The organism is Glaciecola sp. KUL10, from assembly GCF_003203515.1.
Lineage (GTDB): Bacteria > Pseudomonadota > Gammaproteobacteria > Enterobacterales > Alteromonadaceae > Glaciecola.
Genome location: NZ_BGNG01000002.1, coordinates 16,813 through 41,369 on the forward strand (window position 1 = coordinate 16,813; position 24,557 = coordinate 41,369).

General features: G+C 42.4%; 17 protein-coding genes. 11 read left to right on the forward strand and 6 right to left on the reverse strand.

What is annotated here, in order from left to right:
- Window positions 1-151: 151 nt before the first annotated feature.
- The 4 genes from KUL10_RS04020 to KUL10_RS04035 all read left to right on the forward strand — a co-directional run bounded on the left by KUL10_RS04020 (window position 152) and on the right by KUL10_RS04035 (window position 8,040).
- Window positions 152-355 (forward strand): hypothetical protein, encoded by a 204-nt coding sequence (locus KUL10_RS04020; RefSeq protein ID WP_110427631.1) that lies wholly within the window; start codon window positions 152-154, stop codon window positions 353-355.
- 151 nt (window positions 356-506) lie between these two features.
- Entirely contained in the window at window positions 507-2,972 is a 2,466-nt protein-coding gene (locus KUL10_RS04025; protein ID WP_110428010.1) for a DUF305 domain-containing protein, read from the forward strand.
- Between the two features lie 51 nt (window positions 2,973-3,023).
- Window positions 3,024-4,049: an endonuclease/exonuclease/phosphatase family protein gene (locus KUL10_RS04030; RefSeq protein ID WP_110427632.1), complete on the forward strand. Its 1,026-nt coding sequence runs from the start codon at window positions 3,024-3,026 to the stop codon at window positions 4,047-4,049.
- Window positions 4,050-4,251: 202 nt separating this feature from the next.
- Entirely contained in the window at window positions 4,252-8,040 is a 3,789-nt protein-coding gene (locus KUL10_RS04035) for a VCBS repeat-containing protein (RefSeq protein WP_146216752.1), read from the forward strand.
- A gap of 91 nt (window positions 8,041-8,131) precedes the next feature.
- Here KUL10_RS04035 and KUL10_RS04040 read toward each other — a convergent pair whose 3' ends face one another.
- Entirely contained in the window at window positions 8,132-9,073 is a 942-nt protein-coding gene (locus tag KUL10_RS04040) for a TM2 domain-containing protein (RefSeq protein ID WP_110427634.1), read from the reverse strand.
- A 195-nt stretch (window positions 9,074-9,268) separates the two neighbouring features.
- Here KUL10_RS04040 and KUL10_RS04045 point away from each other — a divergent pair, with 195 nt between their 5' ends.
- A complete protein-coding gene (locus KUL10_RS04045; RefSeq protein WP_110427635.1) occupies window positions 9,269-9,694 on the forward strand; it encodes a hypothetical protein in 426 nt (141 codons plus the stop codon).
- A 73-nt stretch (window positions 9,695-9,767) separates the two neighbouring features.
- On the opposite strand, the gene KUL10_RS04050 is transcribed toward KUL10_RS04045, so the two are convergent.
- The gene (locus KUL10_RS04050) at window positions 9,768-10,742 is read right to left on the reverse strand and encodes an SDR family NAD(P)-dependent oxidoreductase (protein WP_110427636.1); all 975 of its coding nucleotides are present in this window, start codon (window positions 10,740-10,742) and stop codon (window positions 9,768-9,770) included.
- A 115-nt stretch (window positions 10,743-10,857) separates the two neighbouring features.
- On the opposite strand from KUL10_RS04050, the gene KUL10_RS04055 reads away from it, so the two are divergent.
- Entirely contained in the window at window positions 10,858-11,118 is a 261-nt protein-coding gene (locus tag KUL10_RS04055) for a hypothetical protein (protein ID WP_146216753.1), read from the forward strand.
- Between the two features lie 12 nt (window positions 11,119-11,130).
- Here KUL10_RS04055 and KUL10_RS04060 read toward each other — a convergent pair whose 3' ends face one another.
- The 4 genes from KUL10_RS04060 to nrtS form a co-directional block, all read right to left on the reverse strand.
- Entirely contained in the window at window positions 11,131-12,696 is a 1,566-nt protein-coding gene (locus KUL10_RS04060) for a sodium/solute symporter (protein ID WP_110427638.1), read from the reverse strand.
- Between the two features lie 43 nt (window positions 12,697-12,739).
- A complete protein-coding gene (locus KUL10_RS04065; RefSeq protein ID WP_110427639.1) occupies window positions 12,740-14,020 on the reverse strand; it encodes an amidohydrolase family protein in 1,281 nt (426 codons plus the stop codon).
- A 40-nt stretch (window positions 14,021-14,060) separates the two neighbouring features.
- Window positions 14,061-14,681: a hypothetical protein gene (locus tag KUL10_RS04070; protein ID WP_233499697.1), complete on the reverse strand. Its 621-nt coding sequence runs from the start codon at window positions 14,679-14,681 to the stop codon at window positions 14,061-14,063.
- A 253-nt stretch (window positions 14,682-14,934) separates the two neighbouring features.
- The gene (gene nrtS / locus KUL10_RS04075) at window positions 14,935-16,083 is read right to left on the reverse strand and encodes a nitrate/nitrite transporter NrtS (protein ID WP_110427640.1); all 1,149 of its coding nucleotides are present in this window, start codon (window positions 16,081-16,083) and stop codon (window positions 14,935-14,937) included.
- Between the two features lie 373 nt (window positions 16,084-16,456).
- Here nrtS and nirB point away from each other — a divergent pair, with 373 nt between their 5' ends.
- The 5 genes from nirB to KUL10_RS04100 all read left to right on the forward strand — a co-directional run bounded on the left by nirB (window position 16,457) and on the right by KUL10_RS04100 (window position 24,221).
- Window positions 16,457-19,006, forward strand: a complete 2,550-nt coding sequence (gene nirB / locus KUL10_RS04080) for a nitrite reductase large subunit NirB (protein WP_110427641.1) — start codon at window positions 16,457-16,459, stop codon at window positions 19,004-19,006.
- Complete coding sequence (gene nirD / locus KUL10_RS04085; protein WP_110427642.1) at window positions 19,003-19,383, forward strand: nitrite reductase small subunit NirD; 381 nt, start codon at window positions 19,003-19,005, stop codon at window positions 19,381-19,383. Before nirB ends, nirD begins: the two co-directional genes overlap by 4 nt.
- A gap of 19 nt (window positions 19,384-19,402) precedes the next feature.
- Window positions 19,403-22,183: a nitrate reductase gene (locus KUL10_RS04090; RefSeq protein ID WP_110427643.1), complete on the forward strand. Its 2,781-nt coding sequence runs from the start codon at window positions 19,403-19,405 to the stop codon at window positions 22,181-22,183.
- Window positions 22,183-23,148 carry a uroporphyrinogen-III C-methyltransferase gene (gene cobA / locus KUL10_RS04095; protein WP_110427644.1) on the forward strand — a complete coding sequence of 322 codons (966 nt, stop codon included), beginning with the start codon at window positions 22,183-22,185 and terminating at the stop codon, window positions 23,146-23,148. Before KUL10_RS04090 ends, cobA begins: the two co-directional genes overlap by 1 nt.
- An 83-nt stretch (window positions 23,149-23,231) precedes the next feature.
- The gene (locus KUL10_RS04100; RefSeq protein WP_110427645.1) at window positions 23,232-24,221 is read left to right on the forward strand and encodes a glycosyl transferase family protein; all 990 of its coding nucleotides are present in this window, start codon (window positions 23,232-23,234) and stop codon (window positions 24,219-24,221) included.
- Window positions 24,222-24,557: the final 336 nt, after the last annotated feature.

Genomic DNA, 24,557 nt, shown 5'->3' on the forward strand with positions numbered 1-24,557 from the left:
TTTAAAGCAAGACCAGAAATACTAATTAATCTAATCACTTACAATAGGGTGAAAATAGCAGACTATTTAATGGAGCAATGACTCAATCTGACTTAGTATTATATTAAAAGCTCATTTCAAGTTCTCTAACGTCAATAATTTAAGGTTTCTAATGACTACAACCCAAACTTTTGTTGCCTATTTCAAGCAGAATTTAATTTGCTTGCCTTTGTTAATTCCAATACTTTTTTCAGATGCTGATACATTTACAGTTTTTTCATTTGCCGTTGTTATTTGCTATCTTTTTTGGGCATTAGACAGAATAAAAAAACTAGAAACGCTTATTTCTTCATCTATTGAAAAATTAGATAAGTAACTGTTTTAATTCCAAATACCGATAGGTTGCGTATACTTCTTCCGAAACTGAAAAAAATAACACATTCAACGATAAGCAGTTCATTATAAAAACGACAGCGCGGATGTACATTTTTCAATGTGCACGCAAAATAAAACAGGGATTTTCTGCCATGGCCAATCGTCATTCTTTTCCGACATTCACTAAAAATTTGTTTAAGGCAACGTGCATCGCAAGTGCTGTGACGTTCTCGCTTGGGCTACACGCTCAAGACGTACCTATCATTCAGCCCGGTGCGCCTGGCCAAGCGCCAAAAGCATTGAGTGCCGATGACGCAATTAATTTAGCGGCAACCACCTTTACGCGTGATGATGTGATGTTTATGCAAAACATGATTCCTCATCATGGGCAAGCAGTAGAAATGGCATTGTTAGTCGACGACCGAACCAATAACGAAGAGATCATTGATATTGCAGGCCGAATCAAAAAATCTCAGGCAGATGAAATTGCCTTTATGGGGCGGTGGTTGGAAGAGCGTGGTCAATCTGTCGAAATTACCGACCACTCAATGCACATGAATCACAGTGAAATGGGCATGGCGAGCATGGCGCAAATGGATGCGCTTGAGGCGGCAGAAGGTGTTGAATTCGATCGTATCTTTTTAGAGCTGATGATCCCCCATCACGAGGGAGCAGTTAAGATGGTCGATGATTTACTCGACAAGTCTGGCTCGGCTTATGATCCTGTTTTATATGATTTTTTAAACGATATTATCAGCGATCAGAATGCTGAAATTACAAGAATGGATGGTCTTTTATCGGCGTTATCATCTGATCTACGTGTTGGCTTAACAGCAGGGTTACGAGATGCTGGCGAAGCTTCTCTCAATTTAAGTTTACTTGCCTCTTTGCCAAGACCAACAGGTTTTTTCGACCCTGAAAATCCATCTAACCTTCCACCCGTTGTGCCAAAAGACTTAGATGAAGAGTCAGAAGAAGAAACTGAAGAATCAACCGAAGAAGCCACTCGCGACGATGACGGTGGTGATGAAAAAACTGAATGGGGAGAGCGTTGGCCGCTATTGAGTTTTTGGAACACAGACATGGCGTTTTCGGGCGATGTATTAGTTGCTGGAAATTATCACGGTTTTAATATTTACAAATTAGACCAACAGGGCATGCCGCAATTAACCAGTTCAATCGTTTGTCCAGGTGGTCAGGGTGATGTATCAATCGTAGGTGATTTGTTAATTATGTCGGTTGAGCAGACTCGCGGCCGAATTGATTGCGGTTTGCAAGGGGTCAGTGAGGATATCAGTGATGAGCGCTTTAGAGGCTTACGCATATTCGATATTTCTGACCTAACACTGCCTAAACAAGTGGGATTGGTGCAAACCTGTCGAGGTTCACATACCCACTCAATCGTTTCAAGTGATGACAAACGTATCGTTGTCTACAACTCTGGCACAGCCGGTGTGCGTGATGAAGAGGAGCTTGAGGGTTGTATTGGTGAAGTACCCGGAGATGAGCGCACTGCCTTGTTTAGAATCGATGTAGTGGAAATCCCTGTAAAAGATCCTTCGAAAGCACGCATCACTTCTAGCCCTGCTGTATTTGCTGATGAAGAGGGGCGCGTTGCTGGTCTTTGGCAAGGCGGCGATCACGGTGATGGCACGCAAAGCACAAGAAGAACTGATGAGTGTCATGACATCACCATATTCCCAAGCCTTAAACTCGCTGCCGGTGCATGTTCAGGCAACGGTATATTGCTAGATATTTCAAACCCGATGAAACCTAAGCGAATTGATGCGGTGGCCGATCCGGGTTTTGCTTATTGGCACTCAGCAACCTTTAACAATGACGGCACAAAAGTTGTGTTTACCGATGAGTGGGGTGGCGGTACACAACCTAGATGTCGCGCGTCAGATCCAATGAATTGGGGTGCTAACGCTTTTTATAGCATCGATGATGGCGAACTTTCATTCGAAAGCTATTACAAAATTGATGCACCTCAGTCGGAACAAGAAAACTGCGTGGCTCACAACGGTTCCGCTGTACCCGTTCCTGGGCGTGATATTTTCGTTCAAGCTTGGTATCAAGGTGGGATGTCGATCATCGACTTCACACAGACTAACCAACCAACCGAAATTGCATACTTTGACCGAGGCCCGATCCACGATGAGCGCATGGTCATCGCAGGCTATTGGTCAACATATTGGTACAACGGCAAGATTTACGGCACCGAGATTATCCGCGGTTTAGATGTGTTTGAGTTACAGACCAGCGAGTTTTTAAGTGCCAACGAATTAGCTGCCGCAAAGTTAGCGAACATGGGCGATACTTTTAATCCTCAGCAACAGTTCGAGGTTACTTGGCCGGCAGAGCCCGTTGTTGCGCTAGCGTATATTGACCAATTCAAGCGCGACAATACTTTAAGCGAGGCACAAATCAAAGATGTTGAAGACATGATGAACCAAGCGCAAAGCATGATTGCGTCAAATGAAACGAGTCGAAAGTTCTCTCGTAGTCTCACCAAGTTGGCAAAGCGCTTGGATTTAGAGAGTTCAACCGATGTTAGCGTGAAGCGTTTAGAAGGTCTTAGAGACAGTTTACGTTCAATTGCAAAGCGCTTGAGATAGCGCTTTTAACATTTGTGGCAAAGCATCAATGAGCTTAAGGAAAATTGATACATGAGAATCAGTAAATTGGCGTTTAAAGCGAGTGTTGTACTCTCGTTTGCGATCTTTTTAGGTGCGTGTGACTCATTACCAAAAGGTGAGCAATCGGTCACTAAAACCCAAACTAGCGTTCCACTGTATCGAGCTGGACTCGTCTTACCTAGTGATTTTGAATATTCTGACAAAGACACACTTAAAGTTATTTCTTGGAACGTAGAGCATTTTGTAGACCAATATAATGATCCTTATGTGGACTCAAGAAGAGAAAATGAACCCAAAAATCATATGGGAGACAAGCGAAAAGATTTAGTCGAAGCGCTTATCCAAGAAAATGCCGATATTGTCGTGCTACAAGAGTTTGAAAGCGCTAAATTACTCAGAGACTTAGCTGAAAATGAGCTACAAGGACTTGGTTATCGCTTTTTTGCAGACGCACCGTCGCATAGTTGGTATATGAACGTCGTGATCATGAGTCGTGTGCCACTGGGCACGATGTATAGCTATGGAAATGCCAACACGCCCGTGCTCAACTGGACTGATGAAAATGGACAAGCACAAAGTCAAAACCGTTTAAACACGCGAATGTGGTCAATTGATGTTTTCCCCAGCGAAGACTATTCATTCTTATTAAGTGCTGTGCACTTAAAAGCAGGAAGAGGTGAACGCGATATCGGTATGCGCTTAGGACAAATTGCATTTTTAAAGCATCAATTCAAGCGCTTTTTAAACGAAGCTCCCAATCGAAATATCATGTTGTTGGGTGATTTTAACGCGCTTCCAAATACTGCTGAACACAACGCGATTCTAGCTGGTGATAGCAAGGGTATGAGCTTTGTCGATTTGCTAGAAGATGACGAATATACACACACCGCAGCAGACCCAAAGCGACGCCTTGACTACATCGTTATGAACCAAAATATGCTTCCTGAAATTATCGAAGATAGCCTAAGGCCTGTCTCATATTTTGACCCTGAGAGGCAAGATGCTTTGGCTGATCACTTGCCGGTGGTGGTTGAGTTTTACATAACGGAAAAGTAAAAATACTGCTTAGGTCGATAGAAAAAATAGCAACCCCCATCTTCTATCGACCCATTTTTTAGTAAACGACTGCTTTATTTCTTCACAGTTTATTAATAATTCATTCTTTATTAAATATACGATCCCATTCTCCTGAAAATGTAATATTATCTGTACAGGTGACAATTTTAAACGGATTACCTTTAAGGGATTAAATAAAGTGGTGTACAAACCTTCATATCTATTAATATTTGCCAGTGTTTTATTTTTCTTCGCAAATGATACAAGCGCAAACGAACTTACCGAATACTCAACCAATTTAGAATGGGAAATCGTAAACACCAACGAAGGTGTTGAGCGTTACACTTTTGACGATAAGCCCGATCTTCCAAGCAATCCAATAATTATTGGAGACACAGCGCATTGGTTATTCGGAAATGCGTTCAATCGCGGAGCATCGGCTCAAAACACTCATATGTCTATGGATCTACTATCCGGTGAAATTAAAGAGTCGTTTGAAATGGGTCAAAACTTTTTATCGGGTAATGCGACCATTTCATACAAAGGGCGTTTGTTTTCGGTAGGTGGTAAGCCCAACACGATTACCCACAGTTTAAATCATGTCGTTGAATTCGATCCTATGTTACAAGAATGGCGGCAATTAAGTGCTTCTCCTTTGGCTCGATTTGGTTCGCAAGCCCATGTTTACGATAATAAAATTTATGTTTTTGGGGGTTACGGCTACGACACTTTTAACGAAGGAAATGTTGTGCTCGATGATGATAATCGATTCAGCACCGTCGCCAATGAGTCAGCCACATGGCGTCAAGATATTCAAGTTTATGATATTCACACGGATGAATGGACGCTTGCAGATGCAGCTCCTGATATACCTATATTTTGGGAAAGTACGAAGATAGATGACACCGCTTATTTCGCGACAGAAGTCGACTGGGTAACGCCGAGTGAAACACTTCATCATTACAACTTCTCAGAAGGAAGTTGGGGAACAATTACGCTACCAACCTCATTAACACAAACAAAAATCACTTCTGTGGGGCATTTGTTAATCGTATATGGGATGGAACAATTTTACACAGGTCCCAATTCTCACTGGTTAGCCTACATTTATGATACTAGAGCGCAACAATGGTACTTGGGAGCAACATTGCCCGAGCCGGATGAATTATCTGGGGTTTTCTCAATTGTTGGTGCGCAACACCACTTGTATTTATTTCACCTCCCAAATCAAACTACTAACAAGCAAAGTGAGACAACATATAGATTAACCTTTGATATTGATACGCCAGCAAGTGAAGAATACGAACCCAAAACAGAATTGAATATAACTAAGATACCTTTGCAAAATGGCGATTCAATAAATATAAGTGAGTCAGGGAACGTTGCTAACTTAGTTGTTGCTAACACTTTTGATTATGAACAGGTACTAAAAGGAGAGGATACACCAGAACAGCGCGCTTCTTTAAGACGACTCACGGGTTCTATTTATGAAAAGCTAAATGATGACTACGACTTTATATTTTTTATATTTGATGAGTCGGAAAAAATTTATCCCAACGCACCTTATGGCTACCATCGCCCAGTAAAAAATGACATACAAGGTATAGGACAAGGAATATTCGATTTTTCTGAGTCCTATGGCAGTGACGGCAATTTGGAAAGCATTGTGGTTCTTAGCACAAACTGGGACTTGATGTATGGACCGTCTTTACATGAGATGGCCCACCGTTGGGGAAATTATCTATCTATGCCACTGGATTCGCTTCGTCATAGTGATTGGTACGATACTTACCAATTAGACCCCTACCACTGGACCTACCTGAGTAATGCCGGGCAGCTTGGAGGTTGGCGAGACGACTATTTTTATGGGGACTTAAGTACGCCTTCACAAAATAATTATATTTTGACAAATTCCCCAGAAGGGCTAGTCGGGTTATCAAGCGCTGGTCCAGGTAACAATTTCATTAAGTATAGCCCGCTCGAACTGTACCTTATGGGTTTGATTGCAAGCGATGATGTTCCCGATTTAATCGAGCCTACCGACAAACCCATAGAAACTGATCTTTACCCCATTTTTCAAATTGATAATTTCAACACCATCAGTATGTCAGACATTATTGCCACAAATGGACAGCGAACCCCTGATGTTACAAGTTCACCTAAATCGCTTAGTGCGCTATTTGTAGTGGTGTCAAAGAGTGACATCAGCCAAGATGCTTGGAATAATTATAGCTATCAAGTCAATAATTTTAGCCGCCCCGGACAGGATGATCACCAAAGGCTTAATAACTTTTGGGAAGCTACTAACGGGCTTGCAACACTATATGTGCCAGATTTAACGTTTTATGTGAGAGAAAATGACTATGATCTTGATGGCATCCCGAATGACATCGACGATGATGATGACGGCGATGGGATCTCAGACGAAGATGAGATTGCGCTAGGGCTTGATCCTCTGGATGCCTCTGATGCCGCACAGGACCTCGATGGTGATGGGTTTTCGAATGTATTAGAGTACATGTTGAGTTTGTCTATTAGTGAAGCGACTTCATCTCCAGTTAGCACTGGGGTGTTTGTATCATATGAACAAAACGAAAGAGATCCCTTATTTTATTCTCACTCGTTGTTACTCCAAGACGAACAAGCAACTAATGCATTGCATGGTGAGGCCTTTATGACACATGAGCTCAACAATGTTGATGAAGTGTTGAGCATTAAAGTGAGAGGGCGATTGACGGATGGGAAAGTCGGCTTTGCATACCAAACAACAAATGCGGACGATGTGCTTACCAATGTGTTAGTTAACGGAGTGAGTGTAAACAATTCTGGAATAATAACAGACTTATCTAATGGCTGGTTCTATAAAACGGTCGACGTTGGTCAAGGTAATGCAACGGTAGAGATACGAATAAGGTCAAATATCGACAATGATATTGTCCAAATCAAAATAGATGCCTTGTATTTTCCTCTCTCATTGCCTTTTGTAAAAGCTGATTACAATGGTGATGGGCGCGCCGAATTAGCCGTTCGAAGTACATCTAAGTTTATCAACTACAGCAAAGTCTTAGGCGATGACATGCGTATTGAACAAACGTTTGGTAGGCAGGCAACTGATATTCCAATTAATGGTGATTTTGATGGCGACGGCATCGCAGATTTTGCAATAAGACGACCAACTAACAATACCTTTTACGCACTTTTATCTTCCTCTCATAACGTAATCGCCATGCCACTCGGGACAAAAACAGGTGACATCCCAGTCGTGGCTGACTATGACGGTGATGGTATTAGCGATATTGCACTTCGTAGGCCTTCAACCGGTCAATGGATTATTCAAAAAAGTTCAGACAATCAGCTTGTGGTTCGTTCATTTGGAAGGCTTTCCTCGGACATACCCGTCGCTGCCGATTATGATGGCGATGGTAAAGATGATATTGCAGTGCGAAGGCCGAGTAATGGGACTTGGTATGTTCGTCAAAGCACAAATGGAAGTATTAAGGCTACACGCTTTGGTCTGTTAAGTACTGATATTCCAGTTCCTGCTGATTACGATGGCGATGGTAAAGCCGACATTGCGGTTCGCCGAAACAGCAATGGCACATGGTATATTTTGCAATCCAGCGATGGTCAAATTCGAACCTTACGTTTTGGTATCCAATCTACTGACATAACGGTTGCATCTGATTACGATGGCGATGGAACAGATGATATTGCAATTAGAAAACCGTCGTCAGGATTGTGGTATGTGCTTATGAGTTCATCAAACAAAATAGAAATTGACCAGTTTGGAGGGAGCGCTGCACTCATCCCAATGTTGGCTCCGATGGCTACTAAACTTAATTTGATTGATACAAGTAATGTTGTCGCTCCAAGTTCACGGCGAACGCCCGAGCAGCACGCGAAAGAAAACATCTGGTTTGAAGAAACGATAACACCTAAAAGTTCTGAATTTTTGGGCGTTGAAACGTTACCTGAGCTTAGTACTTTTTAAGCAGCAGTTTGCTCAAAGGTGATTGTTGCATCGAAACAGCTAACTCGCAGTCATAGATTGGGTGACTTAGAAGTCACCCGTATTTCATATGCTATACGGCTCCCACCACCGCTAAACCTAGATATATAAAAAACAAACACGCCGCACCCAGTACCCAAATAATCCAATCTTTTCGAGATAATAATATTTGAGTCGTCAGCAGAGCACCAATAGGTGCAACAAAAATAAGCGTATAAACAATGGTTTGAATTAGCTCGGCAATTGCAAGTGATATGCCAGCCCATAAAGAGTCGTATTGTAAAATTTCTAAGAGGTCGCTTATAAAAAAGACCAACGAAAAAAATACACTTAACTCAAGGTATAAACCGACTTCGGCGCGAGATTTTTTGAAAAAGGGAGCAATAAAGACACCGTATAATGGCCGTAAGCCCAATAGCCATATATTGCCTGGATCGACGCTGTAGTAATAGAGCCTCAGCCTATGAACCCATCGAGTTAACCCCGCGACAATTGGAATACGGGTAGCAAAGCCCCATCTAGCGGCAGTCAAAGAAGCAACAATAAATATAAACAAAATAATGCTAGGCTCTAGCGTCCCAGAAGCACCTGACACAGTGCCTAGGACAAAGCCAACTAAACATAAAAGAAATAAAGTCCCATACACCCTTGATCTAGAACTTCTTTTTGATACCCAAGCGGGCGGTTCATCAAGTTTTAAGGACTGCTTAATCGGCAAAAAGCCCAAGGTTGTCGGCGGTTCGCCAGCCGCTAATCGTTCCTTTTCAGCTCTATTGCGCTCATTAACGATATTTTTAATTTGCATTACATCGTAAAACCACCAAACGAAAATACCGCCAGCGCTCAGTAGCATTAGGGTGGCAGTGAGTGGTCTATTCATATAAAACCGATGCGCACCAAAAATGCCAAGGAAAATGACAAGTGTACGAGCAACAAGTAAATATTTGTGTTTGTAACGATATAAATCGTCAATGACTTGCTGTGAAAAGTCGGGGTCAGCGCTAAATTTATTCATCAGTTAGGACACTTTATTCCCTTAAAACATATATAAATCAGCGCTCTACACTATCATACACAGTGGTATTTAAAAGCAATTTATCTTCATTTTACTAGTGCGCACTATTGGTATATTGTGCTTGTTTGCACTTACTAATAGTCCTTGACTAGTTAGTCTCTTTTCTTAACCGTGTAAACCAAATAGATGATTTAAATGGCAGAAATCAATCCAAGTTACATTGTGGCAGTTGCAGAGCAATTATCATTTGTCTGTGCTTTTTTAGCCGGGGTATCCATCACCATTTTGGTCACGATTGTTGTATTTACTTCGCAAAAAAAGTCGGTTAGTTGGATTGTTGCATCAGCAGCGATAGCGGCTTGTAGTCTATTAATCGCTGTTATTGCCTCTTGGCGCTTAATAATCATCACGCATCCCGAGCTCCCCATGGATGTAGAACCTAGTGTTATCAAAGTACTCTGGGCCAGTATGTTACTTGGTTACAGTGCTGGATTTTTGAGTCTACTTATTAGTATTGGTTTGTCTGGTTGGTTGCGTTCTAAGAAAACAGGTATCATCACTTCTAGCATTGCATTTGTGGCTGTTCTATTTTTTGTTTTAGCGACACCATTTGGTGTTTGAAGACAGAGGCAATATATCTCTGTCTAATTATGATTCCCGCACGAGTCACTGAAATTTGCAAGTTTTATATTGGTTAATCAGTTTTTTTATCAGCTAGCGCTTTATCCAACATTTCCACCAATTGATCTCGAGAATAGGGATAAGGTCCCCACTGGTTAAGCTCAACCAACTGGCGCATTTTTTCGCTCATTGTGTAGGCTTTTTCTTCAACTTTTGGCACAACCATGTATCTTCTTAAAGGCTTTTCGTCGAACAAGGCATGAAGGTACGCAGCAGATACTTCATCTGGTTTTTTGAGCGATAATTCATAAGCAGTCATATCATCTAATTGCTTTTTCATTTCCGGTGTTAAATTTTCAGAGGTGATATTTTTTTTTGCAAACTCTCTTAACACACTGCTGCGTCTAATATGAGTTTGATAATTTCCAGGTTGTATGACGCTTACTTTCACGCCTTTGGGTGCCATTTCAGCCGCTAGTGCATCGGTATAGGCCTCAATCCAGTGTTTACTGCCACTGTATCCTGTCATGTTAGCGCGAGTGACCGTACCTGCAATCGAACCTGTGGTTGATATGCGTCCTTTTGATTTTACAATGAGCGGGATAAAGGCTTTGGTAACTCGGTAAACACCTTCAACATTGACCTCAAAGAGTTTTCGGTGGTCGCTAATATCACTAGTCGCAACGGGGCCACCAATGTAAATACCGGCATTGTTTACCAAACCATATAGACCGGTACCTTTTTGTTCGATGAGCTTTACGACAGCATCTATTTCTGCTTGTTTAGTGACATCAAGTCTGACGGCTGTCACGCTTTCAATTGCGTTTAGCGCTGCTAAGTCTTTGTCTTTTCGTGCACCGGCATAAACGTGATAGCCTTCTTTCGCTAGTGTTTCTGTTAGGTTTCTACCAATCCCTGAGCTCGCGCCAGTCACCAAAACAGACTTCGTGCTAGTAGCGTCGCTATCCGAGTTTATGGCGAATACAGGGTTGGCGAGCAACAGTGCGCTTAGCGCCATTGCAACTAGAAAGTTGGTGATTGATTTCATTCGATGTTCCTTTCAATTGTGTTTAAGTATCGAAGCGTATAGGGGCTAAGATGATAGCTAGTCGCTCCTTATTTAAGCCCAACAGAACACATAATCCTATAAGTTGACGATAACTTTGCGACAAAATACGGCGTGGTGCGGTGAAAATGATTATACTCGGCGCCTTTCTTGGATGTATGACGACCCTGAGCAGGCCGCCTCATATAAGCTAGCGAGTTCTGAAAATAGGCTTGAAGCAGTCAAAGAAATACTAAAAAGGTGGCCGAGTGACAATGCTTCAAAGGCCTTTAGTTGGATATCAAAGCAACATGACATTGAAAGCCCATGTAAAATATATGCTGAGGGTGATGTGACTTTGTTTAATTTAACTCCATAGGGCTGTTGTATTTTATCTCGAAAACTGATCGATTAACGCTAATACAGATAAAATAACCGCAAACCAAATTACCATTATAAAGGTGTAGAAACGGGGCAGGGCCTCTGAGCGATTGGCGTCAAATTCTGTCGTAGTGGCCCTGTTATCTAGACTTGAAAAGAGTAATGCTGATATACAAGTGATTAATAAGCCGCTGACATTCCACCAAAACCAAAATAGATGAGTGGCGAATATCGAAAGTAATATATTGCTAAGCACACCAATAATTAACGCAGGGTTGATGTGTTTTGCTTGTACTTTTTTGGCCCAAAACGCCAATAAAAAACAAGCCAGTATAGGCCCATAAAAGATCGAACCTATTTTATTGATTGCTTCGATAATTGTTGGAGCGATGTTTCCTGCCAAAAAAGATAAAGCCAAGGTCACTACCCCCCAAAAGAAGCCTGCATACTTAGCTAGTGTTAGATATTGCGATTCAGGCAGAGTTTGCTTGGTGTATCGGCAGTAATCTTCAATGCTGACGGCGGATAAACTATTGATTGCTGAGCTGACTGAAGACATAGCCGCCGCAAAAATTGCGACCAGAAGCAAGCCAATCAGACCGTTGGGAAGGTAGTTGAGGATGAATATTGGAATCATCCAATCTGGATTATTAGCTGGGATTTGAGCGCGTAATTCAGGCGTCATCGCAACCAACGTGCCGATGACTAAGCCTGCTGTGCAATATATGAGCGTGATTGGAAAGCGCAATAAGCTCGCCATTAGGATCATCTTGCGTAAATCAGATGTATTCTTTGCCGCTAACGAACGCTGAGCTTCAGACTGATCACAGCCGTAGTATGACGCGTAGAGCACAAGACCGCCAAATAGCATGGGCAAAAAACCAAAGCCTTCACCGTCAAAACCGTGGCTGTCAAAATTCAGTGTCTGAAGTCGCTTTGCATCCACATTATCAAATAAGACATCAATTCCTCCTAGGGCATGAAGACCGAATCCTAAACAAGCAATTGTGCCGAGTATGATCAGGACCATTTGCGCTGCGTCACCATATACGACGGCTTTCATTCCACCCTGAAGAGAATAAATAATAGTGATGCCACCTATCAACAACACACTTTGCCAGTGTGCAATGCCTAATGTACCTTGAAGAATAACTGAAATAGCATAGACCATGATGCCCGTTGCAAACGCGCGACTAAATTGAAAAACGGCACTGATGATCAATCTTGAAGAACGGTCAAAACGTTGCTCTAGATAGTCGTAAACACTAATAACGCCGCTTTTGTGTAAAAAGGGCAACAAAGTGAACAGCAAAAATAGCATAGCAAGCGGCAGCGCTAATTCGTAGGAAAGCCAAATCAAGCCGCCACCCTCTCGCAAGCCAACAAACGCAGGTGCCGAGATGAAACTAACGGCAGACAATTGAGTTGCCATGATGGACAACGAGAGCGGTTTCCATCCCATTGTGCGACCGCCTAAGAAGTAGTCGCTTTTGGAGTTTTGTTGCTTGAGTACAAAGCCCATCAGCAACAATCCAATGAGATAGGCGATGATAATTGCATAATCTAGAATGTTCATGTTGAGGTCACTTATTCATTCATCTAAGACATATGCTTAAGCCTTAGGACTTATTTAGATATACAACACCCTCTTTCATGACAAAACCAACTGTTTCTAAAAGGCTTATATCTTCAATAGGGTCGCCTTTTACTGCAATGATATCTGCCGCTTTTCCCGTTTGGATACTACCTAAAGTATCGGATTTCTTTAACAACTTAGCGGGTTCTAATGTTGCACTTTGGATAGCTTGCATTGGCGACATGCCAAATTGAACCATTCTTGACAGTTGTTTTGCGTTATCGCCATGAGGATAGACGCCCGCATCTGACCCAAAGACCATATTGACACCCGCTTTTAATGCGTTACTAAAACTTTCTCGCTGACGCTTTCCAACGGTTCTCTCTTTGGCTAAGCTTTCTTCAAGGATCCCCGCTTTTTCACCTTCGCCCAAGATATACTCGGTGACGTATATATCCATCGATAAATAGGTGCCGTGCTTTTTAGCAAGCTTGATCGCTTCTTTATCTAAAAAGGAACCATGCTCAATTGAGTCAACACCAGCTTTTATCGCGGTTTTGATGCCATCGGTACCGTGAGCATGGGCCGCCACGGTCAAACCACGAAGGTGAGCTTCGTCGATCAATGCCTTCATTTCTTCAAAACTAAATTGTTGAGCCCCAACTTTTGTGCCTTTTGAAAGGACGCCTCCAGTGGCACAGAACTTAATGACATCAGCGCCATATTTTATGTTTTGACGGACTTTAGTGCGCACCGCCCATGGTCCATCAGCGACCCCTTCTGATTTAACGCCATATTCAAAAGGTAATAAATTATTGTCGCAGTGACCACCTGTGACGCCAATTGAGGGGCCTGATACAAACATACGGGGGCCTTTGACATCTCCTTCATTGATTGCATCACGCAGTGCAATATCTGCATAGTTTGGTGCGCCGACATTTCTGACGGTAGTAAAACCCGCCATTAGAGTGCGTTCGGCTTTCATAACGCCTGTGATTGCCGCTCGTGATGTATCACGCTGCAAGCGTTTATAACCATGGACACTGGCGTCAGAGGTCAAATGAACGTGCATATCCATCAAGCCTGGCAGGATAGTGTGACCACTCAAATCAATAATGTTTGCATCTTCTGGAATTGAAATGTCACTTTGAGTACCTACTGCACTAATAACGCCATCTTCGATAATTATTAGAGGTTTCGTGATAATTTTTGCGTTTTCTACTGAAATCATTTTGTCGGCAATTATTACACTGATTTCTGCCTTAGAGAGAGTGCTCGTTATGAGCAGCGTTATAAATAGTACGGCACGAAATATATTCGACATCTTCTTCCTTTTTTATGTAATAAGACGTTTGACTGTTTGTTTAATCAGCATAACCCCATGGTGCACTAGGCGCATCAACGGATTTAGTTAAATCAAACTCCACGCGGAACTCGCGTCCTTGCCTGACAAGACGGTAGACAAACTTTTCAGGATAAATGAACATTTGCCATGTGTTGCCCACAGATTGTGCGATGCCTGTTTTGACGAAAAGCTCTTTTGAATACTGATCAGCGGGAAAAGATTGCATCTCGGCATATCCTGCATCAAGCGTATGTCCGCCATACATTGTAAGTGGGTCATCACTTCCATCTTTTTTACGATGATCGTGTTTAAGGCTAAGCCCACTGCCTGTTTTCGTTATGATCCATGTTCGAGAAGCATCGTCGCCGACGTGAAAGGGTATCTGCAACTCAGTCTCAGTGCACACTCTGACATGCATCACTAATCTATTTTGAAAGGCGGGGCTAGGTTCGTTATCAACCACCACCTGACCTTCAAACGCTTTTCCGCAGTGTTGTGCGATATTATTGATAAAAGCATCGTGGGTGGGAATCGAAACCAAGGGCGCCGATTTGATGGTTTTTGCTAAGCAAAGTGCTGAAAATGAGGCAAGTAATAGGCTTAAAAGCCCAAATTTAAAGCCGTGTTGGATTGTTATCATTAGTAGATGCCTTTAAAAACCCCTTCGTTCATACCTTAAGTTAACCTGATAGCTTAGTATCAGCAAGCGTAGTGTGGGCACTAATAATGTATCGCCCTTGTACTCACTTGGTCGTAGCGTTCGATATTAGATTTTAATATTACGCTTTTGCATCAAAAGATATCAAATAGCTACATTATGACTGCATTGGGTGCAGACGCGCTGCCAGATACCGCTATTATTTGCTCCTGTCATAACGTCAGTAAAGGCGACATTATTGATTAATGATTTGTATGCAATCTCGAATATTCTCTGATTTAAGGATGGCTTCTGAGCCAAGAGCAATATTATTTGCAGAGCCCTGAATTGCCTTTCGAGTGTCTTTTGCGAGCGTATCTACGTTTTCAGCTAGCGCAAGGAGTTTTACTTGTTCGCCGTTTAATTGTCGAACAACGGTATCAAGACTTTCGCGTACACTACTAATCGAGGCATTGACTTTGTTGGTACTTGTTTGCATCGTGCTTTCACTATCAGTAGTCATGCTCTGCGCTTCTTTCATCACCGTATCTAAAGAAGCTAATGCGCCTTGTAATCTATCTTGGCGTTGCTGAAGTGAGTTTAAATGTGAATTAATACTGGATGCGTTTTCTTTGGTTTGTCCTGCTAGGGCTTTCACTTCATCGGCGACTACAGAAAATCCACGTCCAGCTTCACCAGCCCGAGCGGCCTCAATAGCGGCGTTTAAAGCCAGTAAATTTGTTTGGTCAGATATGGTGGTTATACCAGATGCGAGCTTGGCGATATTTTCGAACTCTTTTAAAAATGCTTGTAGCTCGATAGATAGCGTATCTGTATCGTCAATTGATACACGTACCTTGTTACCAAGTGCTGTAATGTGTTGACAGATCTCATCGAAAGAATCGTCTAAGTCATCTAAGTTTCTCTGACTTAAAAATGCAATTTGACTTAATTCGTCACCAACTTGTCTGGCACTTCTAGCTGTTTCGGCAGTTTCTTCAACAAAGTTGATTCTTTGTTTTGAAACCGTGTTTACGTTTCTCGCATTTTGGGTGATCTGTTTAGTTAACTCTACAAGCTCTTCGATACTATTATCGCTAAATGGCGATGGTTTGTTTTCGTTCGTTTCTTCTTCATGCTGTGCTTGTAGTTTCATAAACGTGAGCGTCCCAGAAATCGCAGACACACAATAGGGCACCAAAAATGTTAAACACAAGGAGATCCAATTAAGTGCTTCGTTGCCAAACAGAGCTTGATGTTGGTTTATCAAATTTAAAATCGCGCCAACAATCAGCATGGTGATGGCTGAGCGCTTGATAAGAGGACCCGACATTAATATTTCTATCGCACTTTTGGGGTTTTTAGCATGTTTGGGGGCTGTATGGGGATTAGAATTAGATATCATTTAACGTCAGTCTCTCTTATTGTCCGCAGTCTTGCGCGATACTATTGATAAAAGCTTTGTCGTGATAATTAAGTTAACGTGATAACTCACTATCAGCAAGAGGTTTTGCCTGCTTTGCTCGAACCTATTACTTTAGTCTAGAAAACTTCAGCCTATTCGTGCGTTAACTTAGTGCATTTTGCTCCAGTTTTGTGCTACCCAGTCTTACCTATGTTGTGGGTACTTGGGCTAAGTAACTGTAATTAAATGTAAAATATCGAATAAATTCATTTGGCACTAATAATGTATCGCCCTTGTACTCACTTGGTCGCAGCGTGCGATATTAGATTTTGATATCACCGTTTTGCATCAACAGATTTCAAACAGGTACATTATGACTGCATTAAATCCGGCTTCTAGCCAAAACTCTAATCAAGCACCGCATATCGTTGTGGTGGGTAACGGGATGGTTGGGCACCATTTTGTCGAGCAACTTAAGGCGCAGTCTCCAGAGGCAAAAATCACTGTTTTATGCGGTGAACCCCGACTGGCGTATGACCGTGTTCATCTTTCTGAATACTTTACGGGCAAAAGTGCTGAAGAATTATCACTAACAAGTGAGCGAGCATATCAAGATTTGAACGTTGATTATGTGCTCAATGCATGGGTAGACAATATTGATAAAGCAGCTAAAAGCGTGTCAATCAAACAGGGCGCTACTTATCACTACGACAAACTTATCCTAGCGACAGGGTCATATCCGTTTGTCCCACCCATTCCAGGGCACGATCAGCCCCACTGCTTAGTGTATCGCACGATAGAAGACCTAGAACAAATAGAGGCGAGCGCTAAGCAAAGTAAAGTAGGTGTAGTGGTAGGTGGTGGCCTGCTTGGTCTCGAAGCAGCCAATGCTTTAAAACAAGCAGGTCTAGAAACGCACGTTGTTGAATTTGCACCGCAGTTAATGGCAGTGCAAGTCGATGCGGGCGGCGGTAAAGTCTTAAAAGATAAAATTGAAGCGCTTGGGGTAAAAGTTCACACAAGTAAAGCCACTCAATTGATCGAAAAAGGCGAATCGTGCCGCTTTAGAATGTGCTTCCAAGGCGACGACTACCTCGAAACCGATATGATTCTTTTCTCAGCAGGTATCCGCCCCAGCGACCAGCTAGCAAGGGACTTTGGCTTGGCAATCGGTGAGCGCGGTGGCATTGTGATTAATGATTACTGCCAAACATCAGATGAAAACATATATGCAATTGGCGAATGCGCCTTATGGGACAACAAAATATTCGGTTTAGTTGCGCCTGGTTATACTATGGCGAGAGCCGCTGTTAGTCATTTAAGCGGCGGTGATACAAAGTTTGAAGGCGCTGACATGAGTACCAAGCTTAAGTTAATGGGCGTTGAGGTTGGCTCAATCGGTGATGCGCATGCACGCACGCCAGATTCTATGAGTTATGTCTACGAAAACCAGCCTAAAGGCGTATACAAGAAAATCGTGGTCGACTCATCTGAAACCAAGCTATTGGGCGCAGTATTGATAGGCGACACATCTGAGTACGACACGCTATTACAATATTGTTTAAACGAAATAGAGCTACCTGAGCAACCAGAAGCCTTGATCTTACCATCTTCTGAAGGTGCTGCTCCCGCGTTAGGCGCAGATGCGCTGCCTGATGCCGCTATTATTTGCTCGTGTCATAACGTCAGTAAAGGCGACATTATTGAAGCAGTTGATTTAGGTAATACCGAATTATCTGCAGTAAAAAGTTGCACTAAAGCAAGTACCGGTTGTGGTGGTTGTGCCGCCTTACTTAAAAACGTATTTGATAGTGAACTGACCAAACGTGGCGTAGAAGTGAACACCGACATCTGTGAACACTTTGCTTATTCACGACAAGAGCTTTATCACCTGATTCAAGTTAACGAAATTAAAACCTTCGATGAGTTATTAGAACAGCACGGAAAAGGCCTAGGCTGTGAAATTTGCAAGCCAGCTGTGGGCTCTATACTTGCTTCTGTTTGGAATGACTTTGTACTTAAACCAGAGCATGTTGCGCTTCAAGATACCAACGATACTTACTTGGGTAATATGCAAAAAGATGGCACTTATTCAATCGTTCCAAGAGTCGCCGGTGGTGAAATCACGCCAGAAAAACTTATTTTGCTCGGTGAAGTGGCAAGAGATTATAAGCTTTACTCTAAAATTACGGGCGGTCAACGCATCGATTTATTTGGTGCAAGAGTCGAGCAATTACCCGAAATTTGGCAAAAGCTCATCGACGGTGGATTTGAAACCGGACATGCATACGCTAAGGCGCTTAGAACGGTTAAGTCATGTGTAGGTAGTACTTGGTGTCGCTATGGTGTGCAAGACTCAGTCACCCAAGCCATTGATCTAGAAAATCGCTACAAAGGTTTGCGCGCACCACACAAGATTAAGTTCGCTGTGTCTGGCTGTACCCGTGAATGTGCTGAAGCTCAAGGTAAAGATATTGGTGTGATCGCAACTGAAAACGGCTGGAATTTATATGTCTGTGGAAATGGTGGTATGAAGCCTCGTCACGCAGATTTATTCGCAACCGATTTAGATGATGAAACCCTAGTTAAATACATCGACCGCGTCCTAATGTTTTATGTGAAAACAGCGGATCGCTTACAGCGCACGTCGACTTGGATGGAAAACATGGAAGGCGGTTTAGACTATTTAAAACAAGTAGTTATAGAAGATTCACTAGGTATTTGTGAGTCGCTGGAAGCTCAGATGCAACACATTGCGGACAGTTATCAGTGCGAATGGAAAACGACGATTGAAAACGAACAGTCTCGCAAGCGCTTTAGACAGTTTGTGAACTCGCCAGAAGCTGATAAGCAAATCATTTTTGTACAAGAGCGTGATCAAATACGCCCAGCAACACCAGCAGAAAAAGAGGAATTAGCATGAGTTCAGCAGTTTTAGAGGAAAGCCCAGTGAGCAGTGCAACTGAAAACACATGGCTTGAGGTGTGCAAAATGGATGATTTAGTTCTAAATTCTGGCGTATGTGCTTTAGTTAACGATGAGTCAGTCGCACTTTTCACTCAAAAAGTGGCCGGTGAATTGAAGGTTTTTGCCTTGTCTGGCTTTGATCCTGTCGGCAAAGCAAACGTGATTTCTAGGGGATTATTGGGTAGCAAAGGCGATACTTTGTTTGTGGCTTCACCCTTATATAAACAAAGATACTGTCTTGAAACTGGAAAGTGTTTAGACGACGAATCACTTTCTTTGAAAAGCTTTACAAGCAAGTTAGAAAACGACTCTGTTTTCATAAAACTAGCCTAGTACTTGAGTGGCTAACAACATGACCAGCGCCTCTGATGTGTGCATTACAAGCAGTGATGCACTAGATAACAAAACGACAAAGCAGTCTTTATGTTTAACTACCTGCCCATATTGTGGCGTGGGTTGTGGCGTTGAAGTTACCAAAACTGTTAGCCAACAAGCACTAAAAAGCATCACCAGTTTATCTAATCTAAAAGGCCGCAGTGATCACCCCGCAAACTTTGGACGATTATGTGTCAAGGGTAGCAATCTCCTTGAAACCAATGATCTAAGTGGGCGCTTACTTTCGCCGATGATTGATAATCAAGATGTTTCGTGGGACCTTGCTACTGACAAAGTAGCCAAGGCCTTCAAGCAAACAATTGAACAATATGGGCCTGATTCTGTTGCTTTTTATGTCTCTGGTCAGTTGCTCACCGAAGATTACTACGTCGCCAATAAACTGATGAAGGGCTATATTGGTTCAGCCAATATAGACACCAACTCTCGGCTTTGTATGTCCTCTGCAGTGGCGGCTTATAAACGCGCTTTTGGTTCAGATACCGTTCCTTGTAATTACGAAGACTTAGAGCAAACTCAATACTTGGTAATGATCGGTTCAAATGCGGCTTGGACGCATCCTGTATTGTTTCAACGAATTGAGCGAGCTAAAAAACTCAATCCTGCTATGCAAATCGTCGTGATTGACCCACGGCGTACCAATACATGTGAGTTAGCAGATCTTCATTTGCCAATAAAAGCAGGCACTGATGCATATCTTTTTAATGGTTTGCTGTCATACCTCAATGAAGGGGACTACCTAGACTCTGACTTTATTGCAGAAAACACAGAAGGCTTTTCTAGCGCACTGCAACAAGCCACCGAATTGAGTTTTAGCGAAATCGCAGAGATATGCGAGATTGAGTATAAACAACTTCTTCAATTTTATGAGGGCTTTGCAAAATCTTCGCGTGCTATTTCATTTTATTCAATGGGCATCAACCAATCTACAAGTGGTGTTGATAAAGCCAATGCAATTATTAATTGCCATTTAGCGACAGGTAAAATTGGCTCAGTGGGCAACGGTCCTTTTTCCATTACCGGACAGCCTAATGCAATGGGCGGACGAGAAGTCGGCGGATTAGCCAATATGCTCGCTGCTCATATGGATATTGCTAACCCTAACCATCGAGAACTTGTTCAAACGTTCTGGGATTCTCCTGCCATTCCTAGTGAAAACGGCCTTAAAGCAGTGGATCTATTTGAGCAAATAGAACAAGGCAAAGTAAAAGCTGTTTGGATTATGGCGACCAATCCTTTGGTCAGCATGCCCAATCGAAGCAAAATTGAATCTGCGCTTGAAAAGTGTCCTTTTGTCGTAGTGTCAGACGTCGTACAACAAAACGACACCATCAAATACGCTGACGTTGCATTACCTGCGACAGCTTGGTCAGAAAAAGACGGTACTGTGACCAATTCAGAGCGTCGCATATCCCGTCAAAAAGCCATTTTACCTGCACCAAGCAAAAGCAAACACGATTGGCAAATAATCTGTGATGTCGCAGTTAAAATGGGCTTTGAAAAAGGTTTCAATTTTTCATCGCCTAAAGAAGTGTTTGATGAGCATGCACGCTTATCAGCATATCGAAACAATGGCTCGCGTGATTTTGATATTTCAGGATTGATTGGCTTAAGCCAAGATGAATATGACTTTTTGCAGCCTGTACAGTGGCCCATTAACGACAAGTATCCAAGTGGAAGAGCCCGCATGTTCGATGATGGGAGGTTTTATACACCTTCTCAAAAGGCTCAGTTTATTTCAATTTCGCCACGTATGCCTGAACAGGCTACCAGTAAAGATTTTCCAATTGTTCTCAATACAGGCCGCTTGCGCGACCAATGGCATACAATGACTCGCACTGGTAAAGCAGCATCACTTTCCGAGCATGTTTCTGAACCCTTTGTTTCAATACACCCAAAAACAGCAAAACGACTAGGAATAAATTCTGGTCAGTTGGCCAAACTTACATCTTCTTCAAGCTCAAAAGCAGTATTGTTAAGGATTAATTCTGACAAAGGTGTACTACGAGACACTGCATTTGCGCCGATTCATTTTAGTTTGAGTAATAGTAGTGCTTCTTCAATCGCCAGCTTGTTTACTGATGCAAACGACCCCATTTCCGGACAGCCAGAGTTGAAGCATGCAGCGATCAGGCTTGAAGCGTTTGAATACAAAACTGATGTCTTACTATTTTCCAAAAAAGAAGTTCCTCATGATCTCTTATCTGCATTTGAGTATTGGTCTTCATCGCCTATCGATGGCGCATATTGTTATCGAATCGCCTGCACTCAAGACCTTGCTTTTATCAACCAACTGTTTGAATCTTTTATTTCACACGAAGCTACGGTTTACAGATTACAAACAGAAAAACAGTTTCAAGCCGTTTGCACAGAGCACGATCAAATAAGCCTTTGTATATTTGCTCAGGCTCATGAGAGCGCTTCTCCAAATGGTTATACTTTTGCAAACATAAGCAATGCTTGGTTGAGTGATTCATTTCTTCAAGATGCAGTAAATAACGAGACTATCGCTACTCTTTTACGAATCAAACCCAGTGAAAAATTTACCGCAGGAAAGTTGGTTTGCAGTTGCTTCAAAATAAGAGAAAAAACCATCGAGTCGGCTATTAACGAGGGCTGCACTAGCGTTGAACAGTTGGGTGATAAACTCAAGTGTGGAACAAACTGTGGTTCATGCAAAACCGAGCTTCAAGCGATACTCAATAAGCATCAAGTCATCCCAGTATTAGAGGTATCGTGATGTCTTATTCTCAGAATGTTGTACACACAATATGGACAAGAGCATTTTGGTCGGTGCGCTGTGAGCAGGTTATATTCAAGCTATTTGGTTTCTTTCGAACTCGAGAACAGGCAAGCCCATTAGGGTTAAAAAGAACTAAATGGTGGGGCGCAACGTTATTCGCAACAACCAACGCAGTTGATAAACCCCAAAAAGGCCATGTGCTACTAGTCGGATCAGGGCCAGGAGACCCAGATTTATTGACGATAAAGGCGATAAAAGCGATTCAACAAGCTGATGTAGTGTTAGTTGATTGGCTTGTGAATAGGGAGATAGTTAACTTAATACCAAGGCATATTGAACAACGTTTTGTTGGTAAGCGGGCTGGACTGCACTCAATGAAACAAGAAGATATTAATGCATTAATGGTGTCACTGGCATTATCTGGTAAAAATGTAGTTAGATTAAAAGGTGGAGATCCAGCCGTATTTGGTCGTACTGCTGAAGAAACCTCAGCGTTAGACAAAGCCGGCATCAACTATGCGATTATTCCGGGTATTACTGCCGCTTCAGGTGCGTCTGCATACACCGGTATACCTTTGACCTTGAGAGGTAAAGCGAGTTCTGTAAAATTAATTACCGCCCATCTTAAGAATCCACAGACTGAACCAAATTGGGTACAACTGGCGTCGGCTTTAGAAAATGAAACGATAGTATTTTATATGGGATTGGCCAGATTAAGCTCCATTCAAACGCGCCTTCGACTCGCAGGTGTGGGTTCTGACATGCCAGTTGCAGTAGTTGATCAAGCAACAACCCGTCACCAACAGAGTTGCATTGGTAATTTGTCAGATATCCAAGAAAAAGTGCAAACGGCAGGTTTTATGGGGCCTAGTTTAATTATTGTTGGAGAAGCTGTTTCAAATGTTTCCAATATTTCATCCGAGTTGTTAAGACAAGTCTCAGAAAGTGCCATTAAAGCATAATATCTTCTAAGACTTGGGTTTCGCTTCATTAGGTGCTATTACTGCTTCCCAACATCCATTATTACCTAAGATCAAAGAAAAAAATGTCAGAACAGATTTTCAAAACCTATCTTCAAGCAATTGGCAAAGGGCATCGTTCCGGCAGAACACTCACCCAAGAAGAAGCATTCGATGCAATGAGTTTGCTTTTAGCGGGAAAGGTCACCCCCGAACAGCGCGGCGCGTTTCTGATGTTGCTTCGAGTGCGCGAAGAGACTTCTGAAGAGATCGCTGGATTTTTACAAGCAACAAGGGCATACAATAATCCCAAGTTGAAGCAACTAAAAATTGACTTAGATATGCCTTGCTATGCAGGAAAGCGTCGTCACTTACCTTGGCTAATACTCGCCATGCTTTGTATTGTACAGATGGGCAAAAAAGTCCTTATTCATGGTACTGACGAACCTGATACTAAACGTTTGTATGTCAGTGATGCGCTCACCCAACTCGGCTATAACATTGCAAACTCGATTCCGGAAATAGAACGCACTCTGGAACTAAGGGGGTTTGCATATAGTGACTTGTCATTTATTAACTCACAGTTGGATGACTTAATTAAGCTTAGAGCGCAGTTTGGGTTGCGCTCTTGCGCTAATACGCTTTCACGAATGCTAAATCCTGCAGACGCACATACTTCCTTGCAAGGTGTTTATCACAGAGGCTTAGATAGCAAACACGCAAAAGTTGCGAGATTACTCAATGAGCGTACTACAGCTTTTAGAGGGGATGCTGGTGAGCTAGAAGTCAATCCTGAACGCGCATGTGAGTTGTTGATGACTCAAAATCAAGAAACCAAAATACTTACGATTCCTGCCGTGAATGAAAATTGGTCAATTAAACCGAGGAAACTCGATGTTCAATTATTGAGAGAGGTTTGGTCAGGAGAGGTCGTCGATAAATATGGAATAGGTGCGACACTCAGTACCTTAAGTGCCATGTTAATTGCCATGGACAATTCACTTTCCTTTGAAACAGCTGCTAACGAAGCGCTTGAATTATGGAAACATCGCAACCTAAACCTGCTTAAACTTTAGTATAGCTTATTGGTGCAAGCCGAAGCACTCATCTTGTGCAGCCTGCACCACATCCGTTCTATATACTACATTTCATTCTGTTAAAAAGTTGTTAAGTCATTAAAAAATATAAGCTTTACTAGTTGGCACTATTGATGCTCTAAATTGATACAGCACATGGCATCACAATTTTGCCTAGTAGTTTCTGTAACAAATTTTAAGTGTTAGCCATTTTGGCAAATACTGTTTTGGCAACGAAGCCCACATTGACATAGCCGCAAAGCGGTCTTGTTGTCATGTGGGTTTTTTTATCGCAAGAGGAAAGTCGATGATCGTTAAAAGCATTAAAAAACTCGC

Excerpts from the sequence above, each read along its gene's own strand:
- KUL10_RS04020 (WP_110427631.1), top strand. The coding sequence starts at position 152 with ATGACTACAACCCAAACTTTTGTTGCCTATTTCAAGCAGAATTTAATT.
- KUL10_RS04025 (WP_110428010.1), top strand. The coding sequence starts at position 507 with ATGGCCAATCGTCATTCTTTTCCGACATTCACTAAAAATTTGTTTAAG.
- KUL10_RS04030 (WP_110427632.1), top strand. The coding sequence starts at position 3,024 with ATGAGAATCAGTAAATTGGCGTTTAAAGCGAGTGTTGTACTCTCGTTT.
- KUL10_RS04040 (WP_110427634.1), bottom strand. The coding sequence starts at position 9,073 with ATGAATAAATTTAGCGCTGACCCCGACTTTTCACAGCAAGTCATTGAC.
- KUL10_RS04045 (WP_110427635.1), top strand. The coding sequence starts at position 9,269 with ATGGCAGAAATCAATCCAAGTTACATTGTGGCAGTTGCAGAGCAATTA.
- KUL10_RS04050 (WP_110427636.1), bottom strand. The coding sequence starts at position 10,742 with ATGAAATCAATCACCAACTTTCTAGTTGCAATGGCGCTAAGCGCACTG.
- KUL10_RS04060 (WP_110427638.1), bottom strand. The coding sequence starts at position 12,696 with ATGAACATTCTAGATTATGCAATTATCATCGCCTATCTCATTGGATTG.
- KUL10_RS04065 (WP_110427639.1), bottom strand. The coding sequence starts at position 14,020 with ATGTCGAATATATTTCGTGCCGTACTATTTATAACGCTGCTCATAACG.
- KUL10_RS04070 (WP_233499697.1), bottom strand. The coding sequence starts at position 14,681 with ATGATAACAATCCAACACGGCTTTAAATTTGGGCTTTTAAGCCTATTA.
- nrtS (WP_110427640.1), bottom strand. The coding sequence starts at position 16,083 with ATGATATCTAATTCTAATCCCCATACAGCCCCCAAACATGCTAAAAAC.
- nirB (WP_110427641.1), top strand. The coding sequence starts at position 16,457 with ATGACTGCATTAAATCCGGCTTCTAGCCAAAACTCTAATCAAGCACCG.
- nirD (WP_110427642.1), top strand. The coding sequence starts at position 19,003 with ATGAGTTCAGCAGTTTTAGAGGAAAGCCCAGTGAGCAGTGCAACTGAA.
- KUL10_RS04090 (WP_110427643.1), top strand. The coding sequence starts at position 19,403 with ATGACCAGCGCCTCTGATGTGTGCATTACAAGCAGTGATGCACTAGAT.
- cobA (WP_110427644.1), top strand. The coding sequence starts at position 22,183 with ATGTCTTATTCTCAGAATGTTGTACACACAATATGGACAAGAGCATTT.
- KUL10_RS04100 (WP_110427645.1), top strand. The coding sequence starts at position 23,232 with ATGTCAGAACAGATTTTCAAAACCTATCTTCAAGCAATTGGCAAAGGG.